Annotated in this window: 28 protein-coding genes; 8 read left to right on the top strand and 20 right to left on the bottom strand. The window is 62.6% G+C overall.

The genetic code is table 11. The annotated features are described in order from the left end of the window. Positions 1 to 54 precede the first annotated feature (54 nt). From M0208_RS02765 to M0208_RS02780, 4 genes are all read left to right on the top strand, one after another. Positions 55 to 381, top strand: coding sequence for a conjugal transfer protein TraD (locus M0208_RS02765; protein WP_258890207.1), 327 nt, complete (start codon positions 55 to 57; stop codon positions 379 to 381). Between the two features lie 16 nt (positions 382 to 397). Further along, positions 398 to 610 (top strand): conjugal transfer protein TraD, encoded by a 213-nt coding sequence (locus tag M0208_RS02770; RefSeq protein ID WP_258890208.1) that lies wholly within the window; start codon positions 398 to 400, stop codon positions 608 to 610. Positions 611 to 716: 106 nt separating this feature from the next. Next, positions 717 to 1,223, top strand: coding sequence for a MucR family transcriptional regulator (locus tag M0208_RS02775; RefSeq protein ID WP_258890209.1), 507 nt, complete (start codon positions 717 to 719; stop codon positions 1,221 to 1,223). 160 nt (positions 1,224 to 1,383) lie between these two features. After that, a complete protein-coding gene (locus M0208_RS02780) occupies positions 1,384 to 1,545 on the top strand; it encodes a hypothetical protein (protein WP_258890210.1) in 162 nt (53 codons plus the stop codon). 3 nt (positions 1,546 to 1,548) lie between these two features. Here M0208_RS02780 and M0208_RS02785 read toward each other — a convergent pair whose 3' ends face one another. Genes M0208_RS02785 through M0208_RS02795 form a run of 3 tightly spaced genes read right to left on the bottom strand, consistent with a single transcriptional unit; the run spans position 1,549 to position 3,706 of the window. Next, positions 1,549 to 2,469 carry a HEPN domain-containing protein gene (locus tag M0208_RS02785; protein ID WP_258893153.1) on the bottom strand — a complete coding sequence of 307 codons (921 nt, stop codon included), beginning with the start codon at positions 2,467 to 2,469 and terminating at the stop codon, positions 1,549 to 1,551. A 2-nt stretch (positions 2,470 to 2,471) separates the two neighbouring features. Further along, entirely contained in the window at positions 2,472 to 2,807 is a 336-nt protein-coding gene (locus M0208_RS02790; RefSeq protein ID WP_258890211.1) for a sigma factor-like helix-turn-helix DNA-binding protein, read from the bottom strand. Next, on the bottom strand, positions 2,804 to 3,706 hold the full coding sequence (locus tag M0208_RS02795; protein WP_258890212.1) for an ArdC family protein: 903 nt from the start codon (positions 3,704 to 3,706) through the stop codon (positions 2,804 to 2,806). Before M0208_RS02795 ends, M0208_RS02790 begins: the two co-directional genes overlap by 4 nt. Before the next feature lie 500 nt (positions 3,707 to 4,206). Here M0208_RS02795 and M0208_RS02800 point away from each other — a divergent pair, with 500 nt between their 5' ends. Further along, the gene (locus tag M0208_RS02800) at positions 4,207 to 4,413 is read left to right on the top strand and encodes an AlpA family transcriptional regulator (RefSeq protein WP_258890213.1); all 207 of its coding nucleotides are present in this window, start codon (positions 4,207 to 4,209) and stop codon (positions 4,411 to 4,413) included. Between the two features lie 272 nt (positions 4,414 to 4,685). Continuing rightward, on the top strand, positions 4,686 to 5,045 hold the full coding sequence (locus tag M0208_RS18515; protein WP_408988131.1) for a PilZ domain-containing protein: 360 nt from the start codon (positions 4,686 to 4,688) through the stop codon (positions 5,043 to 5,045). Between the two features lie 71 nt (positions 5,046 to 5,116). Here the strand turns inward: M0208_RS18515 and M0208_RS02805 are convergent, their stop codons facing one another. The 12 genes from M0208_RS02805 to M0208_RS02860 form a co-directional block, all read right to left on the bottom strand. Continuing rightward, positions 5,117 to 5,509: a response regulator gene (locus M0208_RS02805; protein ID WP_258890214.1), complete on the bottom strand. Its 393-nt coding sequence runs from the start codon at positions 5,507 to 5,509 to the stop codon at positions 5,117 to 5,119. A 22-nt stretch (positions 5,510 to 5,531) separates the two neighbouring features. Beyond that, positions 5,532 to 8,042 (bottom strand): ATP-binding protein, encoded by a 2,511-nt coding sequence (locus tag M0208_RS02810; protein WP_258890215.1) that lies wholly within the window; start codon positions 8,040 to 8,042, stop codon positions 5,532 to 5,534. 95 nt (positions 8,043 to 8,137) lie between these two features. Continuing rightward, entirely contained in the window at positions 8,138 to 11,044 is a 2,907-nt protein-coding gene (locus tag M0208_RS02815; RefSeq protein WP_258890216.1) for a S8 family peptidase, read from the bottom strand. 273 nt (positions 11,045 to 11,317) lie between these two features. Beyond that, positions 11,318 to 12,688: an EAL domain-containing protein gene (locus M0208_RS02820; RefSeq protein WP_258890217.1), complete on the bottom strand. Its 1,371-nt coding sequence runs from the start codon at positions 12,686 to 12,688 to the stop codon at positions 11,318 to 11,320. Positions 12,689 to 12,791: 103 nt separating this feature from the next. Beyond that, positions 12,792 to 13,109: a hypothetical protein gene (locus M0208_RS02825; protein ID WP_258890218.1), complete on the bottom strand. Its 318-nt coding sequence runs from the start codon at positions 13,107 to 13,109 to the stop codon at positions 12,792 to 12,794. An 83-nt stretch (positions 13,110 to 13,192) separates the two neighbouring features. Beyond that, the gene (locus tag M0208_RS02830; RefSeq protein ID WP_258890219.1) at positions 13,193 to 14,599 is read right to left on the bottom strand and encodes a site-specific integrase; all 1,407 of its coding nucleotides are present in this window, start codon (positions 14,597 to 14,599) and stop codon (positions 13,193 to 13,195) included. 127 nt (positions 14,600 to 14,726) lie between these two features. After that, on the bottom strand, positions 14,727 to 16,286 hold the full coding sequence (locus tag M0208_RS02835) for a cryptochrome/photolyase family protein (protein WP_258890220.1): 1,560 nt from the start codon (positions 16,284 to 16,286) through the stop codon (positions 14,727 to 14,729). A gap of 119 nt (positions 16,287 to 16,405) precedes the next feature. Beyond that, on the bottom strand, positions 16,406 to 16,846 hold the full coding sequence (locus tag M0208_RS02840) for a DUF411 domain-containing protein (protein ID WP_258890221.1): 441 nt from the start codon (positions 16,844 to 16,846) through the stop codon (positions 16,406 to 16,408). 14 nt (positions 16,847 to 16,860) lie between these two features. After that, a complete protein-coding gene (locus tag M0208_RS02845; protein WP_258890222.1) occupies positions 16,861 to 17,568 on the bottom strand; it encodes a ribonuclease T2 family protein in 708 nt (235 codons plus the stop codon). Then, the gene (locus tag M0208_RS02850; protein WP_258890223.1) at positions 17,565 to 18,029 is read right to left on the bottom strand and encodes a hypothetical protein; all 465 of its coding nucleotides are present in this window, start codon (positions 18,027 to 18,029) and stop codon (positions 17,565 to 17,567) included. The genes M0208_RS02845 and M0208_RS02850 overlap by 4 nt, the downstream gene beginning before the upstream one ends. Positions 18,030 to 18,064: 35 nt before the next feature. Further along, positions 18,065 to 18,910 (bottom strand): carboxylating nicotinate-nucleotide diphosphorylase, encoded by an 846-nt coding sequence (nadC, locus tag M0208_RS02855; RefSeq protein ID WP_258890224.1) that lies wholly within the window; start codon positions 18,908 to 18,910, stop codon positions 18,065 to 18,067. Next, complete coding sequence (locus tag M0208_RS02860; RefSeq protein WP_258890225.1) at positions 18,907 to 19,395, bottom strand: SH3 domain-containing protein; 489 nt, start codon at positions 19,393 to 19,395, stop codon at positions 18,907 to 18,909. Before M0208_RS02860 ends, nadC begins: the two co-directional genes overlap by 4 nt. A 108-nt stretch (positions 19,396 to 19,503) precedes the next feature. Between M0208_RS02860 and M0208_RS02865 the strand changes: the two genes are divergently transcribed. Continuing rightward, positions 19,504 to 20,502, top strand: a complete 999-nt coding sequence (locus M0208_RS02865; protein ID WP_258893154.1) for a D-glycerate dehydrogenase — start codon at positions 19,504 to 19,506, stop codon at positions 20,500 to 20,502. On the opposite strand, the gene M0208_RS02870 is transcribed toward M0208_RS02865, so the two are convergent. Together M0208_RS02870 and M0208_RS02875 are read right to left on the bottom strand one after the other, a co-directional pair. Next, on the bottom strand, positions 20,499 to 20,819 hold the full coding sequence (locus tag M0208_RS02870; RefSeq protein ID WP_258890226.1) for a type II toxin-antitoxin system RelE/ParE family toxin: 321 nt from the start codon (positions 20,817 to 20,819) through the stop codon (positions 20,499 to 20,501). The genes M0208_RS02865 and M0208_RS02870 overlap by 4 nt on opposite strands. Then, the gene (locus M0208_RS02875) at positions 20,816 to 21,193 is read right to left on the bottom strand and encodes a hypothetical protein (RefSeq protein ID WP_258890227.1); all 378 of its coding nucleotides are present in this window, start codon (positions 21,191 to 21,193) and stop codon (positions 20,816 to 20,818) included. Before M0208_RS02875 ends, M0208_RS02870 begins: the two co-directional genes overlap by 4 nt. A gap of 14 nt (positions 21,194 to 21,207) precedes the next feature. Here M0208_RS02875 and M0208_RS02880 point away from each other — a divergent pair, with 14 nt between their 5' ends. Beyond that, complete coding sequence (locus tag M0208_RS02880; protein ID WP_258890228.1) at positions 21,208 to 21,612, top strand: thioesterase family protein; 405 nt, start codon at positions 21,208 to 21,210, stop codon at positions 21,610 to 21,612. 23 nt (positions 21,613 to 21,635) lie between these two features. Here M0208_RS02880 and M0208_RS02885 read toward each other — a convergent pair whose 3' ends face one another. The 3 genes from M0208_RS02885 to M0208_RS02895 all read right to left on the bottom strand — a co-directional run bounded on the left by M0208_RS02885 (position 21,636) and on the right by M0208_RS02895 (position 24,687). Beyond that, positions 21,636 to 22,028 carry a YkvA family protein gene (locus tag M0208_RS02885; RefSeq protein ID WP_258890229.1) on the bottom strand — a complete coding sequence of 131 codons (393 nt, stop codon included), beginning with the start codon at positions 22,026 to 22,028 and terminating at the stop codon, positions 21,636 to 21,638. 41 nt (positions 22,029 to 22,069) lie between these two features. Further along, complete coding sequence (locus M0208_RS02890) at positions 22,070 to 23,473, bottom strand: nitronate monooxygenase family protein (RefSeq protein ID WP_258890230.1); 1,404 nt, start codon at positions 23,471 to 23,473, stop codon at positions 22,070 to 22,072. Positions 23,474 to 23,547: 74 nt separating this feature from the next. Continuing rightward, positions 23,548 to 24,687, bottom strand: a complete 1,140-nt coding sequence (locus M0208_RS02895; protein ID WP_258890231.1) for a glycosyltransferase family 4 protein — start codon at positions 24,685 to 24,687, stop codon at positions 23,548 to 23,550. Positions 24,688 to 24,941 lie beyond the last annotated feature (254 nt).

Consider the following 24,941-nt stretch of genomic DNA (forward strand, 5'->3'; position numbering starts at 1 on the left):
TCGAACGACGCGATAACTGGTCTGTCCCCGACGATCAACCGGAGGACACGGGCGATGCGCAAGCCGCGCGATTTCGATGCAGAGTTGATGACGCTGAACGACAAGGCGCGGCGATTGAAAGACCGGAGGATCAATCAGCTCGGAGAACTCGTCGTCGCCACCGGCGGCGGGGCTTTGCCGATCGAACAGCTGGCGGGCGTGCTGCTCGCCGCGGTCGAAACCAAGGACGCGGGCGCGAAAGAGAGTTGGCGCACCCGCGGCGCTGCGTTCTTTCAGCGCGGGGCAGATAAGTCGGTGCGCCGATCTCGCCGCGACGCTGGCGACACTGCGAAAGGTGGCGGCATGGCGTCATCGCCTGGACGCGAAACGCGCGAGAAATGACCGACGCGACTGGATCATGAAACGCCGCGAACGCACGCGCCAGTTGATCGAGCTTGGCGGCCTGATCGCCAAGGCCGGACTGATCGAGCTTACCGACGACGATCGTGCAGTGATGCTCGGCGCGTTGGCCGATATTGCCACAAGACTTCGCGCTGACGATCGCGAGCAGTTGATCCTGCTGTGGCGTCGGCGTGGAAAGCGAATGTTCGAGCATGGCGCGATCGATTGATCGGATTGCGCGCTTGCGAGTATCGACTCGCTAGAAACATCCATTATGGATCGATTAGCTAAAAGCTGATCAATGCGGATCGGCCATCCAACAACGCAGGACCAAGATGACCGACACCAGCGACACGAACACCGTCGAACTCGCCACCGAACTGACGATCGCGTGGCTCTCCAATCAGAACAATCGCATATCTGCGGAAGACGTGCCAGCGTTCCTGCAGAAGATGTTCGACACAGTAACCGAACTCGCGAACGGGTCTTCCACCTCTTTGCCCTCAACGGACGATGCACAGACCGAAGAGTACACGCCCGCGGTGACGGCACGTAAATCGCTTGCATCGAAAGATCACATCATCTCGATGATCGACGGCAAGCCCTACAAGACGCTGCGCCGGCATCTGTCGAGCCATGGCCTGACCCCGGCAGAGTATCGCGCGCGGTACAAGCTGAAGGCGGACTACCCGATGGTCGCCGAAGGCTATTCGGAGGCTCGTCGCGCAGCAGCGCTGAAGATCGGTCTCGGCCAAAAGGGACGCAAGGCGAAGGCGACCGCATCGAAAACTGCAGGAGCCGAGCGTACGAAACGCGCGCCGCTCAAGCTGAAGATGGACTGAGGCGGCGAGCGCCGCGCGATCATCGCGCGGCGCGAGCAGTCTTGCGCGAACCACACTATTGCTCGAAGCGATACGGGCGCGGATCACTTCTCTCGCAACCGACACGCAGGCTTGTACCTTCTGGGGTGCGGTCGCCGACACGTCCGACGCATAGCGCGCGATGCCTGACGATCTCCAAGCCATAATAATTGCTGTTCTGGCGCGCGCGCCGCAGTGGATACGGCAGGACCTCGTGTTGCCTGAGCCGGGCATCCGGGTGCGAGCGGAAGAGACGCTCGCGGCCATGATCGAGCAGGCGATCCGCGACAGCGCCGCGCGCTAGACCTTACGCAGCGACATCGCGCGCGAGCAGCGCGATGCGCTCTTCGCATACTTCCTGCACCGCACGGCCAAGCTCCTCGACGCGCGCGCTGAGCCATGTGAGCTCCTCGGCGGTGATGCGATAATGTTTGGAGTAGCGCGCCTTCACGTACGCGTCCTTCAGTTTTTCGAACATCGCGCGCTCGGCGCGCGTGTCGCGCGGCCAGACGTACATCAGCCGACGGTCTAGCTTGTCGGCCTGGGTACGCAGGAACGCGATGTTGTGGACGTGCGGCGTGTAGAACGTGCTGACTAGGAGCACGCAGTGGTAAAGCCGCTCAACGGCTTGGTGCAGAATGAAGGCGGGTTCCTTTGTCCGGCCCTTTTCGCGAAGGCCGTTCGCTGTCTCCAAGTAGACAAGTGAACTCGGGAACCACTCCTCAAAATACTCCCGCGCCATCGCGAGCGCCTGATCGGGCGTCTTGGGGGTGGGGGTGAGGAGCGGCTTGTCGTCGGCTTGGTAGAGCGCAACGCCGTCGCGCGCGATGTCGATGAAGAAGAACCGCCCGTGCGCGAGCGCGTCGTTCACTTCCTGCAGCGTGTGGACGATAAAGTTGACCGGGGTCCTGAGCGTCTTCGTGATGGTCATCTCGCGGATCAGCCGCTCGTCGGCGCGGTACCAATAGGTGGCGCGGTCGGTCAGCTCCTGCTGGTTGACGATGATCAGCAGGTCGTAGTCGGATTGATAGCCTTTGGCGGTCTGCGGCTCGTCGACCCAGCCGCCGCGCGCGTAGCTGCCGAACAGGATGATCTTGAGGATGCGCCCGGCTTTGCGCTTGCCGGTCGCCAGCCCGTTCGCGTCGCCAAACTCCTCGAACAGGATCTCGACCACGCGCTCGAGCTCGCGCTGTTTGGCGGGCGGCAGATGGTCGAGGTCGGTGCGCATCGTCATCGCTTGTAACCATGGTTTCCGCCCCGCGACAGTCTCGCTGGCGGTGCCAGCGAGACGCATCGGTCAGCCCCGGGGATGCCGCCTGATCCAGCGGAGCAAAAGCGTCCGCCTAGTGATCCGGCGTCGTCCGCCGCCCCGTCCAACAGCACCAACGCGCGCGCCAGTTCCTGCTCGACTGCTGCGCTGCTGATGCCGAACCGCTCGGCCAGCTCGGCAAAGGTCTGTTCGTCGTTGCTCACCGTCAGGAAGATCGCCCGCTGCCGCTCGGGCATCTGCCGCAGCACCGCTGCGAGCCGGGCCATGCGCGCGGTACCGGCGGGGTGCGGGATCATGACGCCGTCTCCGGCACGAACGCCAGCAGATAGTCGGCGGCTTTGGACGCAGCACTGGCGGCGCGGAAGATCGCTCGGTCGTCCTCGCGCAACACCGCCAGCCAACAGCCGATATAGTCGGCGTGGCGAACGGTCGGGGTGATCGCCAGCGATGCACACGCAAACGCGCTTGCCATCTCTGCTACCAGCTCCTCGCGCGCATAGTCGGCGCTGCCGAAGGACCCGCGCTTATTGCGATCGAAGCGGGAGCGATGCCCGGTCCAATGGCCAAGCTCGTGCAGTGCTGTGCGGTACCAGTTCGCCGGGTTATGGAAGGCGACCGGCGGCGGCACAGCGACCACGTCCTCGGCGGGCGCATAAAATGCATGCTCACCACTGATTCGGAAATCCGCGCCGCTCGCGTCAATCAACGCCTGCACTGCGGGAAGCAAAGCGGTCTCGTCGGCCATCGGTTTGGGTACGCTGGTCAGCCTATCGGGCAGGCCCTCGCACTGGTCGATGTTGAACACGGTAAACCGCTTCAGGAACGCCACCGCGCGCGGGTCGCGTTCCTCGTCCATCGCCTGGGCCTGTTCAACCTTCGGCGTGAACCGGTCGGCGTAGCAGACGACGGTTCCCTTCTCGCCGCGCCGGACGTTGCCGCCCGCCGCCTGTGCTTGCTTGTAGGTCAGCCAGCGCTGTGCGCGATATCTGCCCGCGATCACCGCGCCCCACAGGATCAGGACGTTGATCCCCGAATACCGCCGCCCGGTCGTCGCATTGTGCGGCATGGCGCAGCCGCACGCCGCGCCGTCCCACGGTTGCACCCATGGCAGCCGCCCTGCCTCCAGCTCGGCAATCACCCGCGCGGTCACCTCGGCATAGAGGCTCTGCCGCTGCTCGCCTGTCTCAGGGCCCATCTTCCTTACTCCCAACCACCGCAGCCCGGCCGGAATGGCGGGGTGGGCGGCAGGAGCGTGCCCACCGGTCCCGCCGAAGCGGCGGGCAGCATCCGCAGGACCGAAACGAAGAGGAGGACCTGAGCGGAGCTCAGGTTGCGGCCCGCCGCGGCGGGACCAGAGGGTAGCGACGCCCACCCCGCCGAGCCGCGCCAAACCCAAGCCTGCGCGCAACGCGCCGACCGCCACGCCGGCGCGTAGCGACGGCCACGCGTCAGCGATCGTCATCCGAATGGCTCGAGACGCTTAAGGGCGGCTCGGCGACGCGGCAGCGGCGTAGAGCGCGGCCACGCCGCGGGCGTGGGATGCCGCTATGGCCGGATGAAAATTCTTAGTCGTGAAGCTTTTATGGGGTCGTAGAGGACACGTGCGATGCCGCCCGGATCGCGCGCCCTTGCAGCGCACACGTCAATCTCAATTCTATCCTCTGCACGTCAAAGCAACGCAGAAAGGACCACAGCATGACCAACACTCCCGACCGCATCCTCCGCCTGAACGCAGTGCTCGACCGCACCGGGCTCAGCCGGTCGACGATGTATCGGAAAATGCAGAATGGAACGTTTCCCCAGAATCTTCGGATCAGCGATCGTTGCGCCGGTTGGCGCGAATCCGCGGTCGATGCCTGGCTGCGCAATCCGATGTGTTATTCCGCGGATGCCGGTCAGTAGATCGAGCGTAAGTTTTGCGGCTACGTACCGCACCGAGCCCTGAAAGCTGGCTCGAAACAACAGCGATCAAAATCGCGACGCATTCGTTTGATGGGACCCTCGTGAACTTTTTGGACGCGCGGAATTAATGGTGAATCTGATATGGCGACCAGCGACGCGTATCTATCCTTCCCGGTAGAGCCAGTAACGCCGATGAGTGCCTTTGGAGGACCGCCGTGTCCGAAACCGACGCGCCTGAAAAGCCGCCTTTACGAGAGCCGCGCCAGCGGGTGATGCTGGGCGCGCGAATTTCCGGATTTTGGGGTGGTACCCCGACTCAGCATCGGGTCCGCGATTTGTCCAGCGGCGGTGCGCGCTTTGATCAGGCCAGGTCGCTCCGTGTCGGAAGTACCGTACTCGTATCGGTCGGAGCGCTGGAAGAAGTCGGTGCGACGGTCGTTTGGGTGTACGACGACGTAGCAGGTCTGCGGTTTGCCCAGACGATAGATCCGGACGCGGCACGCTCGAAAACCATCGTATCTACAGGTGGATCAACGGCTAACAGACTTAAGAGGACCGAACCTAGTCCCCGCGGTTTCAAAGCCGTAGGGACCGGCTGGGCGGCAAACCTCGATGATCCATACCGGAAGTGATCGTCGAGCAAATTGCTTGTCCTAGCGCTCGGTAATCGCCGCACAGAATTCAAGGATTGTGTGCTCGTCAGTTAATCGAGCATCATCTCGTTGCCGCCGGATTTCGCGACCATCCGGCCCATGGCATTAAGGAGTGCGCCCATCGCGACGGGTTTCTGGATTACGTCGTCGGCACCGGTCTTAAGGCAGCGCTCCCGGAGGTCGGTGGCTGTGTCGGCAGTAACGACAATAACCGGTAAGGCACCTTTTGCGTCGGCACGGGCGCGCAGGTGGCGGATCGCGGTCAAGCCATCCATCCCAGGCATGCGTAAGTCCATCAGAATGATCGTGTAGTCACCGTCCTCGATCATTTGGAGGCCGGTTTCTGCATCGGGCGCTTCGGCCATGTTTGCGCCAACGACGCGCAGCATGTCCTTCACCACCCGTCGATTCATCGCATCGTCCTCGACGAAAAGCACTTCCATGACCCTTCCTTTCGCTTTCAGCCTAGGCAGCGGACGTAAATAGCCGATTAACCGAGACGTCTGGGGTCTCGTCCGCCCGGTAGAAATCCGTCATGGCGGCGAGGAGCTGGACTGCACCAACCGGTTTCAGGACGATCTGACTTGCACCAATCATTGCAACGTCGCGCTCGGGGAGGGCTTCGCTCGGCGCGAACAACACCGTCGATGCAATCCCCTTGATCGATGCTGACCCGACAAGGCCGCGTAGCGAATCGAGAGCGTCCTTTTCTCGGAAGCAGGTCGATTTGCCTTCGACAAGAAGGTGATCGCATCCGCCTATGGATAGAATTTCGAGCGCGCGTTCTGCGCTATCGACGCAGTCGAAACTGCGCACGCTTCCTTCGAAAACGCTGCGTAATACGCCCTGTGTGATGCCATTAGCCTCCAGCAACAACAGGCGCACGTCGCTGAGAAGCACGGGAGCATTCTCCAACGCTTGGCCGAGATTGCCTCCCTCCCCGGCAGCTAAGAGCGGAATCCGCAGTTTAAAGGTTGACCCATGGTCGACCGTACTAACGACTGACACGTCACCCCCCAGCGCGCGCGCGAGGTTACGGCAGATTGCCAGCCCCAAGCCGGTCCCGCCAAATTGCCGCGTCGTCCCGCCGTCCACCTGATGGAAAGGTTCGAATATCGCTTCCAGTTGATCGGGCGGGATACCGATGCCGGTGTCGGCAATCGCCAGCTCCAGCATCCCCGTATCGCCACCCGTGCTCGTGACAACGGACAACACGACCGTGCCGCTGGGGGTAAACTTGATCGCGTTCGATAGCAGATTGAAGATGATTTGCCGGACGCGAGCACCATCCGACATGATCATCTTGGGCGTGCCGCCCAGATCCATAGACAGGCCGAGCCCCTTCCCAATCGCCTGACCCTGCCAAAGCCTCACCGAATCTTCCAGCATCCGGTGAAAGTCGGTGACTTCACTCACGACCGAGGTCTCGCCGGTCTCCATTTTGGCGACGTCGAGGATGTCGTCGACCAGCACACGCATGGCCTCGCCAGCGCCGTGCACCACTTCGACCTGCTCGCGCACTTCAGTATCGATGCGCTTGTTGGTGAGCAGGATTTGCGTCATCCCGAGGATCCCGTTCAACGGGGTCCGAATCTCGTGGCTGGTCATCGCGAGGAAATCGGTCTTTGCCTTCAGTGCCTTCTCGAGCCGCGTGTTGACGGTTGTCAGCACGTCGTTGGCGTCACGTACCTGGTTACGACTGCGGCGAATGGACACGTAGCCGAACAGCAGCAAACCAAAAACTATGCCGCCTGCACCAATCAGACCGCTCAGCACGATCGTGCGAAACTCAGATTTTTGCCGCTCGATAGCGATGTCGCGCTGGAGCTGGCCCTGTTTGAGCTGGGAGATTTTTAGGTTCTGATTTGCGAAATCGAAACGCGCGCCCATCAACTGCGAGCTGGCGGATGCGGTCAAGTTGCGCGCTTCACTGTCGAGCCGCTGGAAGGCCTTCAGGTGCGCCAGCGCGCGCTCTTGCTGTCCCAGCTTTTCGAAGACGGCGGCGCCCAGTTCATGAAATTCCTTGAACGGCAGTTGGGTCGTCTTGAAGTCTGCGTTGGCGAAGGTCTGGCTCAAGAGCGACGCTGCCCGCGGGTATTGCCCGCGCGCGGCAGCGACTTTGGCCTCCACGCCCAAGATGAACGGCCGCCAGCTCGCGGCTTCGCCGCTGTTTGACAACGCCAGCGCTCGACGAACCGTTTGCTCGGCCGCCACTGCTTGTCCATTTTCGACCTGTGCAATCGCGATGTTGCCCAGGATCCGCACGGTCAACAGATTGCTTCCGAGCTGCTTCGCAGCGATCAGGGCCAAGCGATATTCTCGCTCGGCATCGCCATATCGCCCGAGCTTGCGTAGCACCTCGCCTTGATTGTTATGCGCGCCGAGCGTCAATCCAGGCTCGCCGCTATAGGTATCGGCAGACTGAAGGTAGTACCGCAGCGCCTTGTTGTAGTCCCCTGAATCCCAATAGATTTGACCAATATCCTGCAGCACGATGGACTGGCTGCGTGGCACTTTGGCAGCACCGAAGATACGGAACGCGCGCTGATAGTCTTCCAAGGCGCCCATGACATTGCCCTGGATCGCCGAAATGCCACCACGCGACCGCATCAGATCGCCCTCAAGTTTTGAGTTCTGATCGACGCGAGCAATCGTCGCCAGAGCGGTGGCGACGGTCGTTTTCGCTTCGGCCGCACGGTTGACCATGATGAGCGATTCTGCGCGCAGCCATGCTGCCGTTGCTGCGGCGATCTGCGCATCGCGTGAGGCCGGCAGAGCTTTGGCCAGACCGGCCGCGATATCGCTCTTCGCCAAAGCCTGCTGGGGATCGCCCATCATCGCCGCTTTGGCTTCGGCTACAGCCTTGTCGAAGGTCGCGTAGGCGCCCTGCCGTGGGGGGTTCGCGATCGGCTCCGCGCCGACGACAGTCGCGCCGCTAATCAACGCAGCGAGGGCAAATGGGATCAGGTAACGCATAATAATCCCCCGGTTCACGAACGGGTTATCGCAAATGCGTTAAAAGTCTCTTCGATCGATCGACATGACCGTCCACCCTCGTTTGAGCGTGAGCGTTAAAGCGCCAGTCGGAAGCCCGCGCCAGCCATTACCGCAGGTGCGAGTTCGGTCGTCGGTCCTTTTAGGGTCGCCTGACCGAACAGTCGCACCTCGGCTGCGCCGTCCATCACCGCCATGCCGTAAGTGGCTTCACCGATGAACTGGCGCTCGGGCGAAACGAGATCAATCCTCTGTGTCACCGGGCCAAGCTCGCCGGTTTGCCGGTTTACGACCTTCACCGCGGTGAAATCGATTGCTCCGCTTTCCATATGCATCGGCTGCGACACCGTGAACCGAATGCTATCGTTGCGGTTCAAGATTTTGCGCTTGGTGCCCGACACCTGGAAGGCGCTGCTGATCAGCCCGCCGCTCGACACTGCGAGGCTCTGCCGTGCGCTGTCACCTGAATTCGTCCGCGCCATCATGCCGGTCGCCGTCAGCAACAGCGTCGGGGTGAGGCGAACTTCCGCGCCGAGACTGGCGCCTTCGGTGATCGATCCGTCGCGAAGGTCGGCCGGGTCGATCGACTGCGTACCCAGAAGCGCGCTGCCTTCCTCCAACCGGGTGTACGTTCCCGTCAGCTGCACGGCGTAAGACATAGTGTAGCTGACGGAGAAGGTTTGCGCCGATGCCTGATATGGCGCGATCGATCCGAAATCGATGCGGTCGGGAATCGACATCTGACGGACGTCACGCACCAGCTTACGCTGCGAGAACCCGCTAGAAACCTTCACGCGGTCTCCGATACTGATCGCGACCTGGCCATAGCCGCCGCCCGACGCGAACCCGAGCAGCGGATTGGAGCCGCCGGTGTAAGGATTGTAGTCTGACGCAATCCCGGTCCCGTTCAGACTGCCAAGCACGATGGCACCGTCACCTTCGCCCATCGTGAAACTAGCTCGGCCGTCGGGTACGGAAAACCGTACCGCGGACTGATAGGGTACGTTTGGCTGCCGGAATCCGACCTGCGGGGTTCGCGGCGCGATCGCCATCGAATAATTCAGGCCGCCCGAGGTTTGCACTGGCGAAGAGAAACTGAGCGCCCCGACGAAACCGGGGCCGGCCTGACCGGCTTTGCCACCCGCGCCGATCCAGGCAATGAACCGGCTGTAGATATAAGCCTGTAGCTGCTCCATGGTGCCACCCGACGACAGCGCGGTTTGGCCGACCAACTTGCTCGACATCGGAATGGCGAAATCGCGGAAGCTGTTGCCAATGTCTTCGTAGGCATAGAAGAACATCCCAGCCGCTTCCCATTTGGCGACTTCCTTCGGGTTCCTGATTTTTTTGGCCTGCGTTTCGCTGATTTTGCCGTCCTTATACTCGTACCATTTCAGCCCTTCGAAGCTGAGCGGTGACAGTGCGGCCGTCACGTCGAGTTCGCCGCGACCGTAGATCGGATCGACCCCCGGCGCGCCAAGATCCTTGGCGGAGCGCAGGATGATGTCGACGCTCTCCTTCGGATAGTTCGCGAGCCACGGCCACCGGTCGTGCAGCAAGGCGATCGTGCCCGAAACGAGCGGCGCGGCGAAAGAGGTGCCCGATACGCGCGTCACGCCGCCCAGGCCGTCGGACACCAAAATCATTTCGCCTGGCGCTACGAGGAAGCGATCCATCAATCGGTTGCCCGCGGAGCACACGCCGTTGTTCGTCAGGCAAGCGGTGCCGGGGCGGTTCGAAAAGGCGGAGATCGTACCGGTCGGATCGACCGAGCCGACCACGATCAGGTTGGGATTGGTTGCGAAGTTCCACGCGACATTCTGGGTTTGCGTCGACCCATCGTTACCCGCTGCAATGACGAAGACCGAACTTTTCGTCGCGGCGGCAACCGCGGGATCGGCAAACACGTCGTTCCAGCCCTGGTTCAGCGTCGAACCCGGTACGCCCAGCGACATGTTGATAATACTCGCGTTGTTCTGCGCCAGCATCAGCACACCGTTGCGCACATCGTCCCAGTTCGCCGTTCCGCTCGAGTCGAACGGATTATACGCAACGACCGACGCCATCGGCGCGATGCCCATGACGCCTCGGCCGTCGTGCGCCGCGATCATCAGGCTGGCCACGGCGGAGCCGTGTCCATTGGTGAAGTTCGAAATCCCGTTATAGCGGGTGATGTTTTTCGTGCCGTCCCCGGTTACCGTAAAGTCGAGCAATCCGATGATGCTGCGTTTTCCTTCGCCGATGGTCGCCGTGATCGATGGCGACCAATTCACCTCGGTCATCCAGTGATCGACCTGATCCATGCCCGAAAAGTTCATCAGGCCGTCATACCAGTCGAGGAAGAACTGCTGACGGAGGCCGGGCGATAGGGTGGCCAAGGTCTCAGGGCGCGACAGGTCGATGCCATATCGCGCGAGCAAAGGATTACTGAAGCCGGCTGCGAACGACAGACCCGTGCGTGCCTGGACCGCTGGACCATAGATTTGCTGCGACTGGGTGATCATCGTGTTCAGGGAACCGGCAAGCGCTTGATACTCGGCGGGGGCCTGATCGAACGTGCGAATGTTCGCCCATGCCGTGAGGGTCGTCTTGCTCCCGACGCTGAAGCTATCCCAGAATGTGCGGATATTGCCAATCAGGGGATCGAGTTCGCCTTCAGCGGGAGCAAGGCCTCCCCAGAAAGTGCGGATGTTGCCGATGTAAGGGTTCAGTTCCCCGCTAAACGTGCGGATATTGCCGATATAGGGGGTCAGGTCGCCGTTGAATGTCCGGATGTTGCCGATCAGGGGATCGATGTCGCCCTGGAACGTGCGGATGTTTGCGAGCGGGTTCACCGCCCCACCCAGTGCGACGATCGGTCGAGCTACTGGTGTAGCGGGAACAGACGCAGGTGTTGACGCGGGAGTCGGCGATGCCGTTGTCTGGGCGCCGACAGAGAACGGCGCGAGCGCCGCAACGAGTGCGGTGATAGCGCCGCCGAGCAATTTATTGCTTCGGAAAGATGCAGTCATTTCTTACCCCTCGAGACGGCCCTGTCCCATCTCAAGTGAGTCGCTTACGACGCTATTCCTATGCGAGCTGCCAACAGGGAGCGTTAAATTCATGTTCAGTCTGTTATTCTGCGAGAGAATTTCGGGAGATAGGGTCGATCAACGGCGAGCCGGAAGCCTGTTAGCTGGTCGGATGGAGGCAGACGATCGCGCTTCGACGACTATCGCGTCTACTAATACATTTATCGAGCACGCCGGCGAAGGTTCTTAAGAAGCGGCTTGCCAGGAATCGATCGTCGGATTGGAATTTTCGAGCCTGTCGAGACGCTCTGTGTCGCCAAGAAATTTGATGAGCGTGGTTATCGGCACAGGCGGCGAAATGAGATACCCCTGCAGCATATCGCATCCCATAATCCGCAGTAACGAGAGGGCTATGGGGTCGTCGACACCTTCCGCTGTCACTTCCATCTCGAGCGCATGCGCCAGGTCGATCGACGATCTCACCAATAAGGGATCGCGGTGACTTTCGGTCAAACCGCTGATGAAAAGCCGATCGATCTTCAACTCGTCAGCAGGAAGCTGTTTTAGATAGGCAAGGGACGACAGTCCCGAACCGTAGTCGTCGATCGCAATCCGGATGTTCGCCTCGCTGAACGCTGCGAGGTTGGCCAAAGCGGCATCCGGATCGGTAATGACGGCAGTTTCGGTAATCTCGAAGCCGATACGTCCCAAGGCAGCCCCGACAAGCGTGAGAATACGTTTCGCAAAATCAGCATCAGGGAGCAGTTGCCCTGAGAGATTGACGAAGATTTCAATTTCGTACCCGGCATTGGCCAACGCTATCTGATCCGCGATTGCGCGTTTGATGACCCATTCCGTGAGGTCGCGGATTGCGCCCGTCTCCTCGGCGACAGCAATGAACCGAACCGTGGGCACCTGCCCAAGCGTCGGGCTGAACCAGCGGAGCAGCGCTTCGACCGACGTTACACGATTGGTTCGGGCGTTGAGCTTGGGCTGATAGTAAAGCTGCAGTTCGTCATTCATCATGGCGAGCGGCAGAGCGCGCATCAGTTCCAGGTCAGCGAAGCTCTGCTGGGCAAGGATTGCTGCGTCGGCAAATCGAACTTTTTGATGATCGGCCTGCGCTGCCGACAGGGCTGCTGCCGCCTGATCTAGCAGTTCGTCGCGGATCGAACTGGTACCGGCATCGGCGAAACCGATACTGACGACGAGTTCGAACTCATATTCCTCGACCGTGACGCGATGTTCGATCGACGGAAGCGCGAGGCGCAGACTGTCAATCGCGGCGGCGGCTGATGATGCTGGGAACGCGAATTCCACGGTCGTGCGTCCGACACGCCCGATCTCGGCTCCGGCGATTGTTTCCGCGATGCGCCTGGCGATAAGGTTGAGCACGCGGTTGCCCAAACTGTATCCGACACTGCGCCGAAGCGCTGAGAATCGTTCGATTTCGGCGATCGCCACAAAGGTGAGAGAATCTGTCTGGGCCGTTTCCTGAGCAGCCGGCGAGCCTCGGAGCGCTTCGTAGACACCAGCTGCCGCCTGAGTCGTTTTTGCCGAGACATCCGCTTTGGTCGGCTCGGATGCCGAACCGGTCATCCCGATGCGACGCGCCACGGCCCGCCTCATCGTTCGGAGTGCGGTGGGCAACTCAAACCGCTTGGTCACAGGCTACCTTTTTCGGCGTATGCCGTCGTTCTTAACTGAAGCTCACGCATCACTATCGGCGCCGTTCACCGGAACGCCGCTCCTCGCCAACATAGACCGTTGGAATTGGCTGACGGCGGTCGTCATTGCGACGGTTGTCCCGAACAGGTTCGTCTTTCGCTTTGGTCGACATGACAATCCTTTGTGTGGTCGGCTTTCCCGCTCCGCAGGCGGTCAGAATGCTCATCGCCCGGTGCATTTCGTTGGCGAGCGCCTCGTCTCCGAGCCGCAAGGCCGCCTGAACATTGTCCAATAAGAACTGCTCCGCTCGATCTCCGTGATCGAGCCTCGCGCCGCACGCCAAAATCAGATCATCGAGATTTCTAGACACACGGTGCTCCCACGAAAGCCATGCGCCCATCACCTGTCGAATCAGTTAAGGAGGTCGGGTCGGCGGGAGCTTTTCAGACTGATCTAGCGCAAGATCTTAGCTGCTGTGGGTCGCTTCGGGCGGGATTGTTTCGAGGATGCCGTCGTGCTGGCGAGACGTTTCACCTCCCGGGTCCAAGCGGCGAGCGCGACCCGCTTCTCGTCGTAGTAATTGTGCCGCTGGTAGACGCCGACAATTCCCGACCGCGATCCGGACAGATGATTCAACACGGCTTCGGTCACCTCCAGCCGGACGCCCAACCGCTGCAATCCGGTGGCGACGGTGCGGCGCAGGTCATGCAGTGTCCAATGCGGTACCGGAACGTCGATCTCGACCTCCAGCGCGGCTCGGATGCGACGCACAGCCTTGCTAAATCCGCTCGGGCTCGCCTCCCAATTTCCCTTTGCGGGTAGCAGCTTGTCGCTCTTTTCGATCGCGAGTAGCTCCCGAATGATCGCTAACGCCATGGGCGGCAGCGGTACAAGGTGGGTTGCCCCGTTCTTGGCGCGCGCGCCGGGGATGGTCCAAAGTTTCGCCGCAAGGTCGAACTCTCCTCTGCCTGCGTCAAATACCTCGTTGCGCCGCTGCCCGGTCAACAAAAGTAGCTTGATGGCTGGACCAAACGGCTTCGGTTCGCGCTCAAGTATGCGCCAGAGCGCTCCAACCTCTGTTTCACTGAGCACCCGGTCGCGCGGCTTGGGGGCTGGCGGGCGCCCGGCATCGCGACACGGATTAGCGTCAAGATTGTCAAGACGCGGCATCGCCCAGCCATAGAAGGAAGAAAAATACCCTAGCACGTTGCGCGCCATGACCGGGGTGTCCTCAGCAATCTCGTCGATAAATCGGGTGATCTCGCTGCGCCTGATCTGCTCGGCTGCGCGGTCGCCGAACACCGGCAGGATGTGTCGTTTAAAAACGCGCTCCACCTCACTGATCCTGCGAAGATTCGCTTTGGCTTTGAGGTAGCTTGGGAACAACGCATTAACTGTCAGGACCGGCGCAACCTTCCGGCGCTGTGGCAGCGCGGTTACGGGATCGGCACCCATCTCAATGTCGGAAAGGAGTTGGCGCGCTTTCTTGCGCGCTTCGGCCAGGCCGAACCGGGTGGAGAAGCGACCGAGTGTGATATTGCGATAACGGCCAGCGACGTTCTTGCGCAGCATGAACGTCCGTGTGCCCGAGACGCCGACCCGAATGCGAAGGCCAGGCACGGATTGGTCGCGAACTTCGACCTGCCCTTGGCGTGGTCGCCGGATCGCCATGATCTTGGCGTCGGTCAGGATCGTTTGCAACGTACCTTGTCCAACAGGCATGGCCATTTCTCCAATCAGCGGGTCCTGGCTGAATGCGGCTACCGTAGGTAGCAAGTGGCCGGGACGTTCTGAGCAGCTGTTGGAAATTATATCATGTAAGTTGTTGGGGTTGAACCATAGCAGGATTTCCCTGTTCATGCTTTGTTCGCGCTCTTAATCAGCGGGTCCTTGGTTCGAGCCCAAGTGCGTCCACCATAACTTCTAAAATTCATTTGTGTGACTGAGCACTATTTCTCCGCTGTGGAAGCGGTGATCGGAGTTTGGATCAGTCGCCTGCGCGAGCCCACCCCGGTGCGGCGGGTTCGAGGGTTTCGAGAAAGGCTGCGGCGCTGGATCGATATTCGGCGCGGACGGACTCGGGCATCCTGCGCCACGTGGCGTACATGTTTCCCATCCGCATATTGCCCCTGAGCCGTGTTTCGTGCCGGGCGAGAAAATCCCAGTACAAGGCGTTGAACGGGCACGCGTCCGGACCCGTCTTCTGCTTCACGTCGTAGCGGCAACGACCGCAATAATCCGACATCCGATTGATGTACGCGCCGCCCGACGCATATGGTTTCGAGGCGATCATGCCGCCGTCCGCGAACTGGCTCATCCCGATGACGTTGGGCAGTTCGACCCATTCGTAGGCGTCGAAATACACGACCAGGAACCAGTCCGAGATCGCCTGCGGGCTGACGCCTGCGATCAGCGCGAAATTGCCGAGCACCATCAGCCGCTGGATGTGGTGCGCATAGGCCTCGCGCTTCGTCTGGCCAATGCTTTCCGCCAGGCAGCGCATGTCGGTCTTTCCGGTCCAGTAGAATTCCGGCAGCGGCCGATCCGCCGCCAGCGCGTTGCGTCCGGCGAATTCGGGCATGTCCCACCAGTACATCCCCCGGATATATTCGCGCCACCCGATGATCTGACGGACGAAACCCTCGACCGAATTCAGCGGCGCATCGCCGCGCTCATACGCCGCGACCGCCGCTTCGCAGACTTCCATCGGCTCCAGCAGCCCTAGGTTCAGGTACGGCGACAGCGCGCTGTGATAGAGGTAATCCTGCCCCGCCACCATCGCGTCCTGATAGCGCCCGAAGTCAGGCAAAGCGGTCGCGACGAAATGTGCGAGCGCCCGCCTCGCCTGCTCTCGGGTCACGGGCAGTTCGAACGGGGCGAGATCGCCGAAGTGATCGCCGAATTCAGTTGCGACCAGCGCCAGAACGTCATTGGTGATCTCGTCGGGAGCGAAGCGTTCGGGCGTTGGATAGTTCAGGCCGCGCGGGGGGCGTTCGCGATTGTCCTTGTCGTAGTTCCACTGCCCGCCCTCCGGCTTTCCATCGGGCGTCATCAAAAGGCCGGTGCGCCGCCGCATGTCGCGATAGAAATATTCCAGGCGATGTTCCTTGCGGCCCTGCGCCCAAGTGTAGAAGTCGTTGAGACTGCATACGAAGCGGTCATCCTCGAGTATCTCGACCGGCAATCCGGTGCGATCCGACCATTCGTCCTGCATCGCACGCACGCGATATTCGGCGGCGGCGGTGACGCGGATCCTGTCGGGCCGGTGCCGTTCGGCAGCGCGGCGGAGTTCCGCGGTGAAGCCGTGACAATTGGCCGGATCGTCCAGCCTGACATAGTCCACCGTCCACCCGGCCCCGCGCAACGCCTCCGCGAAATGGCGCATCGCGGAAAAGATCAGCGCAATCTTCTTTTTGTGATGGCGGACGTAGGTCGCTTCTTCGCGCACCTCCATCATCAGGATGATTGCATTTTCGGGTCTTACGTCCCGCAGGCTGGCGATGGATTCGGAAAGTTGGTCGCCAAGGATCGGGATCAGGATCGTCATCTCCGCAGAACGCGCGCGCCGTCCGCGCGGTCCGCCCCCGCACCGCTATTTCGTTGCGGCGAGAGCGGCGGAATTTCGGATGGGGTCAGGATCGAGCGGGGGCGGGTCGGACGATCCGGTCAGTGTCGCTCGAAGATCTTGCGACCGGCGGGACCGAAGGCGATCACTTCGTAATGGTCAGCCTTCATTCCTGGCATCTCCATCCCCGGTGATCCCATCGGCATTCCCGCGACCGCCAGGCCCGATACACCCTTCGGCCGCTCAGCCAGCGCGCGTTTCATATCGGCGATGGGCACGTGCCCCTCGAAGCTCATCCCGTCGATCAGCGCGGTGTGGCATGAGGCGAGGTCGGCGGGGACACCGCGTTGCCTTGCGAACGCGCCGCGGTTCGAATCGTCGATGATCGTCACCTGGCGGCCGAACTGCTTGCGGACCTGTGCCGCCCATTGCTCGCAACAGCCACAGCCGGGATCGCGGTGCATGACGATCGGCGTGGCGGCGATCGCCGTGGCGGGCAGCGCCAGCGCAAACGCGGCGATGAGGGTGCGGATCGGGGGCATCGCGGGTCTCCTGTTCAGCGCGGGCCGCGCCAAATGCGCAGGCGGGCGGCGGGCTTTAGACCGCCCTGGTGCGACGGGCATTTAGCGTAGCGGAACTGGCGGTCGGTGCACAGCCAGACCTCGTCGAGCCAGCCCTGACGATCGGCGGTGATGCGCATCATATCGGCGCCGACGCCGGGGTTGGCGCGCGCCATCGCCTGCGCAAAGCGGCCAGCGGTCAGCGGACGTCGCGACAGCGCCTGCATGTCGGGATAGCGGAGCTTCCGGTACATTGCGGTCGGGCGGCGGAAATAGCCGTCGGGCGTCTCGCCCGCCATGCATGTGCCGTGCTTGGCCCATTCGTGTTGGAGGAGCTGCGCCGAGGGCGTGCTGCACAGGTTCGCGCGGATCGTACGCGGGGAGAGCAAGGGAGTTGCGGCGCAATATTGAGGCCAGTCCTTCCCCACGCCATCGGGCCACAGGCCGTGCAGGACGAAGCCGAAGCGGTTTGCGCCGCACTGAAACCGCGATCGGTCGTCGCGCGCATGGCTGCGGCAATATTGCGGCGACCAGCTGATCGCCAGCGTATAGCCGCCGATCGGCAGCACGCGCCGCGGCTGCTTTTCGTCGGGCAGGTCGGGGCGCGGGCGCGGCGGCGTGCCGGGAAGCGCGCATTTATAGGCTTGCGCGGTGGCGACGCCGGGCGCGGCGAGCGCGACGGCGGCGAGGAGGCAGCGGATCATTCTATGGTGACTCCGATCGTGTCTTCGCCGAACCAGGTCTTTGCGTCGGGCCGGAAAAGCGGGACGGCGGCGGCAACGCAGAGCGCCGATACGGCGACCGACAGAAGCTTTATGGTGGGGCCGGGCAACCCCGGTTGGCCGATTGCGATCAGCCCGAAAATGAATGTGATGGCCGAGCAGACGGCCAGCGCCACTGCTGCCCGTTTCGCGATCCGGCTGGATCGACGCGCGACGAAATACCAGACGGCGACCGACACCGCCAAGATGGCGAGGACCACCGTCGCCATTGCGGCCGCGGGCGTAGCGAGGATGGCGTTGGTCGCCAGCAGTGCAACCCGGTAATCCCAGGTCATCGCCTGCAACACGCACCACAGAAGCAGCGAGGCCAGAAACAGGCGTTCGAACAGAAGGATGGAGCGGGGACGTATCATCGAGTCGAGGTTGTCCTGAAGAGTTGGCATGACGCTACTCGTCGCACGCCACTGCGCCAAGTGGTTCAGACAGGGCTGAAATCCAGTCCGATGTCGGCCGCGGGGGCGGATTGGGTGATGCGGCCGACGCTGACGTAGGTGACGCCGGTTTCGGCGATCGCGCGGATCGTTTCCAGCGTGACCCCGCCCGACGCCTCGGTCGGAACGCGACCGCCGATCAGCGTCACTGCGCCGCGCAGCATCGGCGGCGTCATGTTGTCGAGCAACAGATGCGTCGCGCCCGCGGCCAGCGCAGGTTCGATCTGGTCGACCGAATCGACCTCCACGATGATCTCGGCGATCCCGGCGGCCTTCGCGCGGCGGACCGCTTCACCGACGTTCCCCGCGACCGCGACGTGATTGTCCTTGATCATCGCCGCATCCCACAGCCCCATGCGGTGGTTCTTCGCGCCGCCCATTCGGGTGGCGTATTTCTCCAGCACGCGCAGGCCGGGAATGGTCTTACGCGTGTCGAGCAACGTCGCGCCAGTGCCGGCGATGCGGCCGGCATAAGCGCGGGTCAGCGTCGCGATGCCCGACAGATGCTGCACGGTGTTGAGCGCCGAACGCTCGGCGGTGAGCATCGCGCGCGCGCGGCCCTCCAGCCGCATCAGGTCGGTTCCCTTGGCGACCTGTGCGCCGTCCTCGACCAGCATTTCGACCCGCACGTCGGGGTCGAGCGCGCGGAAGAAGGCGGCGGCGATCTCGAGCCCCGCGACCGTGATCGCGTCGCGCGTGTCCATCACCGCGGTGAAGCGAGCGTCCTCGGGGATGACCGCGGCGGAGGTGACGTCCCCGCCCTCCCCCAGATCCTCCGCCAGCGTGGCGACGACGAACGCGTCGAGATCGAAGCCGGGAAGCGAAAAGCTCACGGCAGAACCTCTTCCGAATCGACGCCCCACAGCCGCGTCGCCTCGACGAAGCCCGACTGCCCCTTCACATCGAAGCGGCACCAGCCGTCGCGGCACTGGCTCAACCGCCCGATCACGCCGGGTTCGGCGCGCCACAGCAATTTGCCCGCGAAATTCGGCTTGTCGCGCAGTTCGACGATCGATCCCTGGACGACGGCGGTGCGCGTGCTGCCGATCAGGTTGCCCAGCATCCAGCCCTGCGTGCCGCCGGGATCCTCGACCTTGCGCCATTCCTTGAACACATCGATCACCTTCACCGGCAGGTCGGCGCGGACGTACATCCACGTGGCGGGATAGGTGCGGCCGGGGCCGCTGCGCATCCGTGCGCGGCCGGGCGTAATCGAGGCGAAATAGGGCGTCTTGCGCGGCGGATCGGCCGCCTGCACGTCCGCTGCCGCCAGCGTCACAAGCGCCACGCCCGCGATGACCGCTCCCAAGCGTCGCATCTCTTGCCCCTGCTTTCCGAAAAATTCCCCGCCACATCTAGCCGCTTGGCTGCGTGCCGCACAACCGCATCGTTGACGCATGGCGCGGGTTTCGCCAATCCGGCGCGCATGGTCGACACGCGGCGCTGCGCCAACCCGAAAGTGATCGTCACCCGCGAACTGCCCGATGCAGTGATGGACCGGCTGGAGGCGTTGTTCGACACGACCAACAACCGCACCGACGAAGCGATGCCGCGCGATGCGCTGGCCGCAGCGATGGCCGATTGCGATGTGCTGGTTCCGACCGTCGTCGACGCAATCGACGCCGATCTGATCGCGGGCGCAGGTGAGCGGCTGAAGCTGATCGCCAATTTCGGTGCGGGCGTGAACCATATCGACCTGAAGGCCGCGCGCGCGCGCGGCATCATCGTGACCAACACGCCGGGCGTCCTGACCGAAGATACTGCCGACATGACGATGGCGCTGATCCTGTCCGTGCCGCGACGGCTGGCGGAGGGTGAGAAACTGGTCCGGTCGGGCACGTGGAAGGGCTGGACCCCCGGCGGGATGATGGGGCACCGGATCGGCGGCAAGGCGCTGGGCATCGTCGGGATGGGGCGGATCGGCCAGGCAGTCGCGCGGCGGGCGCGAGCGTTCGGGCTGAGCGTGCACTACCACAACCGCCACCGGTTGCCGAAGGTGGTGGAGGCGGAGTTCGGCGCGCAATGGCACCCGAACCTGGACGAGATGTTGGCGAGCATCGATATCCTGACGATCCACACCCCGCTGAACGACGACAGCCGCGACCTGATCGACGCCGCGCGGATCGCGTTGCTGCGGCCGCACGTGTTCCTGATCAACGCCAGCCGCGGCGGGATCGTCGATGAGGATGCGATGGTCGCCGCACTGGAGGGCGGCAGGCTCGCAGGGGCAGGACTGGACGTGTGGCGGCACGAACCCGCGATTGATCCGCGGTTGCTGGCGATCCCCAACGTGGTGATGACGCCCCACATGGGCAGCGCGACCTATGAAGGCCGCATCGCGACGGGCGAGAAGGTGATCCAGAACATCCGGATGTGGGCCGACGGGCACCGGCCGCCGGATCAGGTGCTGGAGGGGTGGGCTTAGCTGTCGAGATCAAGCGCCCATCGAAGGCGTTCTACCTGATGCATCTGCTGATGGAGGATAGCCACGACGCGAATGGAACCATCACGGGCGACGCGCCAATAGACGAAATGCGCACTGCACCTGTAATGGTAACCGTCCACGCCAACATCGGCCGAGATCACCCTCCAAGGTACTTGTCGAGCCGCAATGCGTTCGATCACGTCTAACAATTGATCCGAGTATTTGTCTGCTTGAGCTCTACCCCAACGGCGAAATGTGTAGTCGTAGATGTTTTCTAAATGCGCCAGCGCCACCGGAGCGATCGTGACATCGATCACGCGTAGCGCTGTTTCATGCGTTCGCGAAATTCATCGGCATCCAGCGGAACGAAATCGCTTTCGGGCGTCGCAAACGCACGCTGCAGTTCAGCCTTCAGCACCTGAAAGCGTTCGTCTTCGGCACGCGCGTGATCGCGCCGGATCAGGTCGCGGACATATTCGCTGACGTTTTCGTAGCGGCCGTATTCGCCGACGCTGGCCGCGACGTGATCGCGGAGCGGGCCGCCGACCCGGACGTTCAATGTCATCGTATCCGCCATACCGCCACTCCTGTATCCATAATCAACAATAATGAGGACAAGCGACCAACGCAACATGGGAAAGAAAATTCGCGGCTTCTTTACATGCAATAATCGCCAATCATCGCGCTTCATGTTACGCCGAACGTGTGACCACATCACCCGCCCCGCATCTGTATCCGATCCCGATCGATGCGTCCGACATCGATTTCATGGGACATGTCAACAACGCCAGCTATCTCCGCTGGGTGCAAGAGGCGGTAATCAGCCACTGGCAGCGGATCGCGCCGGCCGATGCGGTAGCAGCGCACGCGTGGGTCGCGCTGAAGCATGAGATCACCTACCGCAAACCCGCTTTCCTGAACGACGAGGTCATCGCCACCGTCCTGCTCGAAAAGGTGCAGGGTGCGCGTGCGTTCTACGAAACGATCATCCGCCGCGGCGAAGAGGTGCTCGCCGAGGTGAAGTCGAGCTGGTGTTGCCTCGATGCGGAGACGTTGCGACCATCTCGGCTGGCACGCGACGTGGTGGAGCGGTTCTTTCCGAAGGATTGAGCCCCTGCTTGGCCAAGCCGCACCTACCGATAAACGTACAAGCGCCATAACCAAACAGACAGTGCGGTCGATACGACAACCCAGACAGTGATGACGAAGGCTGCCGCGACGCGGCTTGTTGGCCGGTCGGGTCGCACCATCGCCTGCGCCCGAAAATTATCCATCAGGTCTGCTGGGATCAGACGGACGACGATCGCGATACCCAGCGGTACGATGATCAGATCGTCCAGATACCCGAGGACAGGAATGAAATCTGGGATTAGATCGATCGGACTGAGCGCATAAGCGGCGACGGCCCCGGCGATCACCTTAGCGACCAGCGGCGTTCGCGGGCTGCGGGAGGCGATCCAGACCGCGACGACCTCGGTCTTCAGCGCCTTTACCCATGCCCGAAAACGATCAACCCGCGTCGTCATGAAAGCAGCATGGCGCATAGCCTGACTTCCGCAACCGCGACTCAATCCCCCGTCAAAATCCGGTCGACCAGTTGCTTCACGCTCGGCACGAAGCCGTTGGAGTAGAACGGGTCGCGCTTGAATTCGTACGCGCTGTGCCCGGCGAACATCAGGTTCTGTTCGGTGTCGCCGCCGTGCGCGATGTCCTGCAGCGTCTTCTGGATGCAGAAGCTGCGGGGGTCGGCGAGGCGGCCGGTCGAATTGGTGTCGGTGTCGGCCCAGCTCGAGAATGAGCATTGCGACAGGCATCCCATGCAGTCGGCCTGATCCTTGCGGATTTCCTGCTTCTCGCCCGGCGAGACGAAAACGAGCGTATTGTCGGGTGTCTTCAGCGCGTCTGTGTGGCCTTCGCCGAACCAAGTGCGGGCGCGCAGCAGGTCGTTGCGGGTGACCCAGAAATTCTTGCCCTTCACGCCCACGTCAAGCTGGAAGACGTGATCGCCCGCCTCCTGTGTCGAAAAGGCGATCTGACGTTCGGAGCGGGCCTCCAGCGCACGCAGGAACGGATTGCGCACCGCGGAGGAGTAAAAACCGGTCGGGGAGAAACGGTGCAACAGCACCTCGCCTTCCTCGATCGTCGTCAGCCGGTCTTTCCAACCCTGCGGGATCGGGCTTTCCTGCGTCAGCAAGGGCCGCGTGCCATATTGGAAGGCGATCGAGCCGAGTTCGGGATTGTCGATCCAGTCGCTCCAGTCGCGCAGATACCAGACGCCGCCCGCCATCACGATCGGCGTGCTGTCGGGGATGCCGCCCTCGCGCATCACCTCGCGCAGTTCTTTTACGCGCGGATACGGATCCTGCGGCTTCAGCGGGTCTTCGGCGTTGGACAGGCCGTTGTGCCCGCCCGCCAGCCACGGGTCTTCGTACACCACCGCAGCGAGCCATTCCGACGCCTTCGAATAGGCGCGCTTCCACAGCGCACGGAACGCGCGGCCGGAGCTGATGATTGGCAGATAATGGACGTTATAGGAGGCGGTGATCTCGGACAATTTGTACGGCATCCCCGCGCCGCAAGTAACACCCGATACGAGGCCGCGGGTGCGTTCGAGGACTCCGTGCAGGATGCGCTGGGCGCCGCCCATTTCCCACAGCACGTTGATGTTGATCGCGCCCTTGCCGCCCGCGATATCATGGGCGCGCCTGACCTGCTGCACCGCGCCCTCGATGGCGTATTCGACCAGTTCTTCGTGCCGTTCGCGGCGGGTGAGCGCCTTGTAGATCTGCGGGATGATCTTGCCGTCGGGGTCGTAGCTGTCGGCATTCACCGCGCTGACCGTGCCGATTCCGCCCGCCGCAGCCCATGCGCCGGCCGAGGCGTGGTTGGTCGCCGCGACGCCCTTGCCGCCCTCGACGAGCGGCCAGACTTCGCGCCCGTTATAGACGATCGGCTTCAGCCCTTTGAACACGGCAGCAGTACACCTTCTGTGTGGGATACGATTTCCTATAGCGGAAGGTTGCGCCGACGCGAGCGAATTGCGACCTAAATCAGGCTGCCGGGGCGGCGCATCGCGGCTTCGTAAAGCGCGGCGTAGCGTGCGATCATCTTGTTTTCGTCATATTCCGCGCGTGCTTTCACACGGTTGGCCGCGCCGACGGTTGCACGGAGCGCGGCGTCCTTCACCAGCGGCAGCATCGCATCGCGCAGGCGGATTTCGCCGTGATAGTCGGTGACGAACGGGGCGTTTTCGGACGAGAGCATCTTCGGCACGTCGCCGACCGGGGGTGACACGACGGGCAGACCAGCGGCCATCGCTTCCACCACCGAAATCGGGAATTGTTCGGACCAAGACGAGAGCGCAAAAATGTCGAAATGCCGCATGAAGCGGTAGGGGCGATCGAGCAAGCCGGGCAGGATCACGCGGTCGTCGATCCCCATCGCCAGTGCGGCGCGTTCGATCTCGGCGCGTTCCGGTCCCTCCCCGACGATCACCAGCTTGAACTTTCCCGGCAGGCCGCCCGCGGCGCGGACGAGTGCGGGCAGATCCTTAACGGCGCGAAGGCCCGCGACGGTGCCGATGACGATGTCCTTGGGGCCGCGGACGAAGCCTGGGATCGCGCCCGGTTCCGGGTCTTGCGCGTAGAGATCGGTGGCGATGCCGTTGACGATGCGGTGGACGCGCGCGCGGGGTTGCTTCCACGTTTCCAGCGCGATCTTCTCCAGCGCCTCCGACGGCACGGCCAACGCATGCGCCGCGCCGAGCGCGAGGCGGCGGTAGATGTTGCGCTCGCGCTTCAGCCCGCGCGCTTCATCCTCGTTGAAACCGTCCTCGTGGTGGACGAGGCCGGGCGCCCCTTTGCCGAAAACGCGCCGCGCCATGACGCCGTCGATCGCGCCCCAATTATAGGTCAGCACCAGATCGAAGCGGCGCATGTACTTCGCGATCGCCTCGTACCGCGCGACCGACGGGCGGCCGGTCAGCGGCGGCGCGTCCTGCGCGATTTCGTATTTTATGCCCTTGGCGATGCGGTCGCGGGCGGAGAGGTTGCCGGGCATTCCCGACACGATCGTATGCCGCGCGCGATCCCCGAACGCGTTCATCAACCGCACCGCGCGCGCCTCCTTGCCCCCGAGATCGAAGGTCGAATGGAGGTGGAGGATGTGGGGTGGCAGCGACGGCATCAGGCGTGACGGACCCGCGAATGTTGAGAATGTTGAGACGCTGGCGCGGTTTTTCGGGAGGTCTCAACTTTCGCGGATGGCCGGCTCATGCTTCTCCCATGACACAGGACGGGCGTTGTAGGACAGCCTCCGAATCCTCCCCCGCCAGGGCGAGGTGGCGCCGAAGGCGACGGAGGGGGAGGTCGGCGATGCGCTTGGATTGTGTCGCGTCCTCAAGCGTATCGCTTACCTCCCCTTCCGTCACGCTACGCGTG

Origin of the sequence: Sphingomonas sp. SUN019, assembly GCF_024758705.1 — a bacterium.
Lineage (GTDB): Bacteria > Pseudomonadota > Alphaproteobacteria > Sphingomonadales > Sphingomonadaceae > Sphingomonas.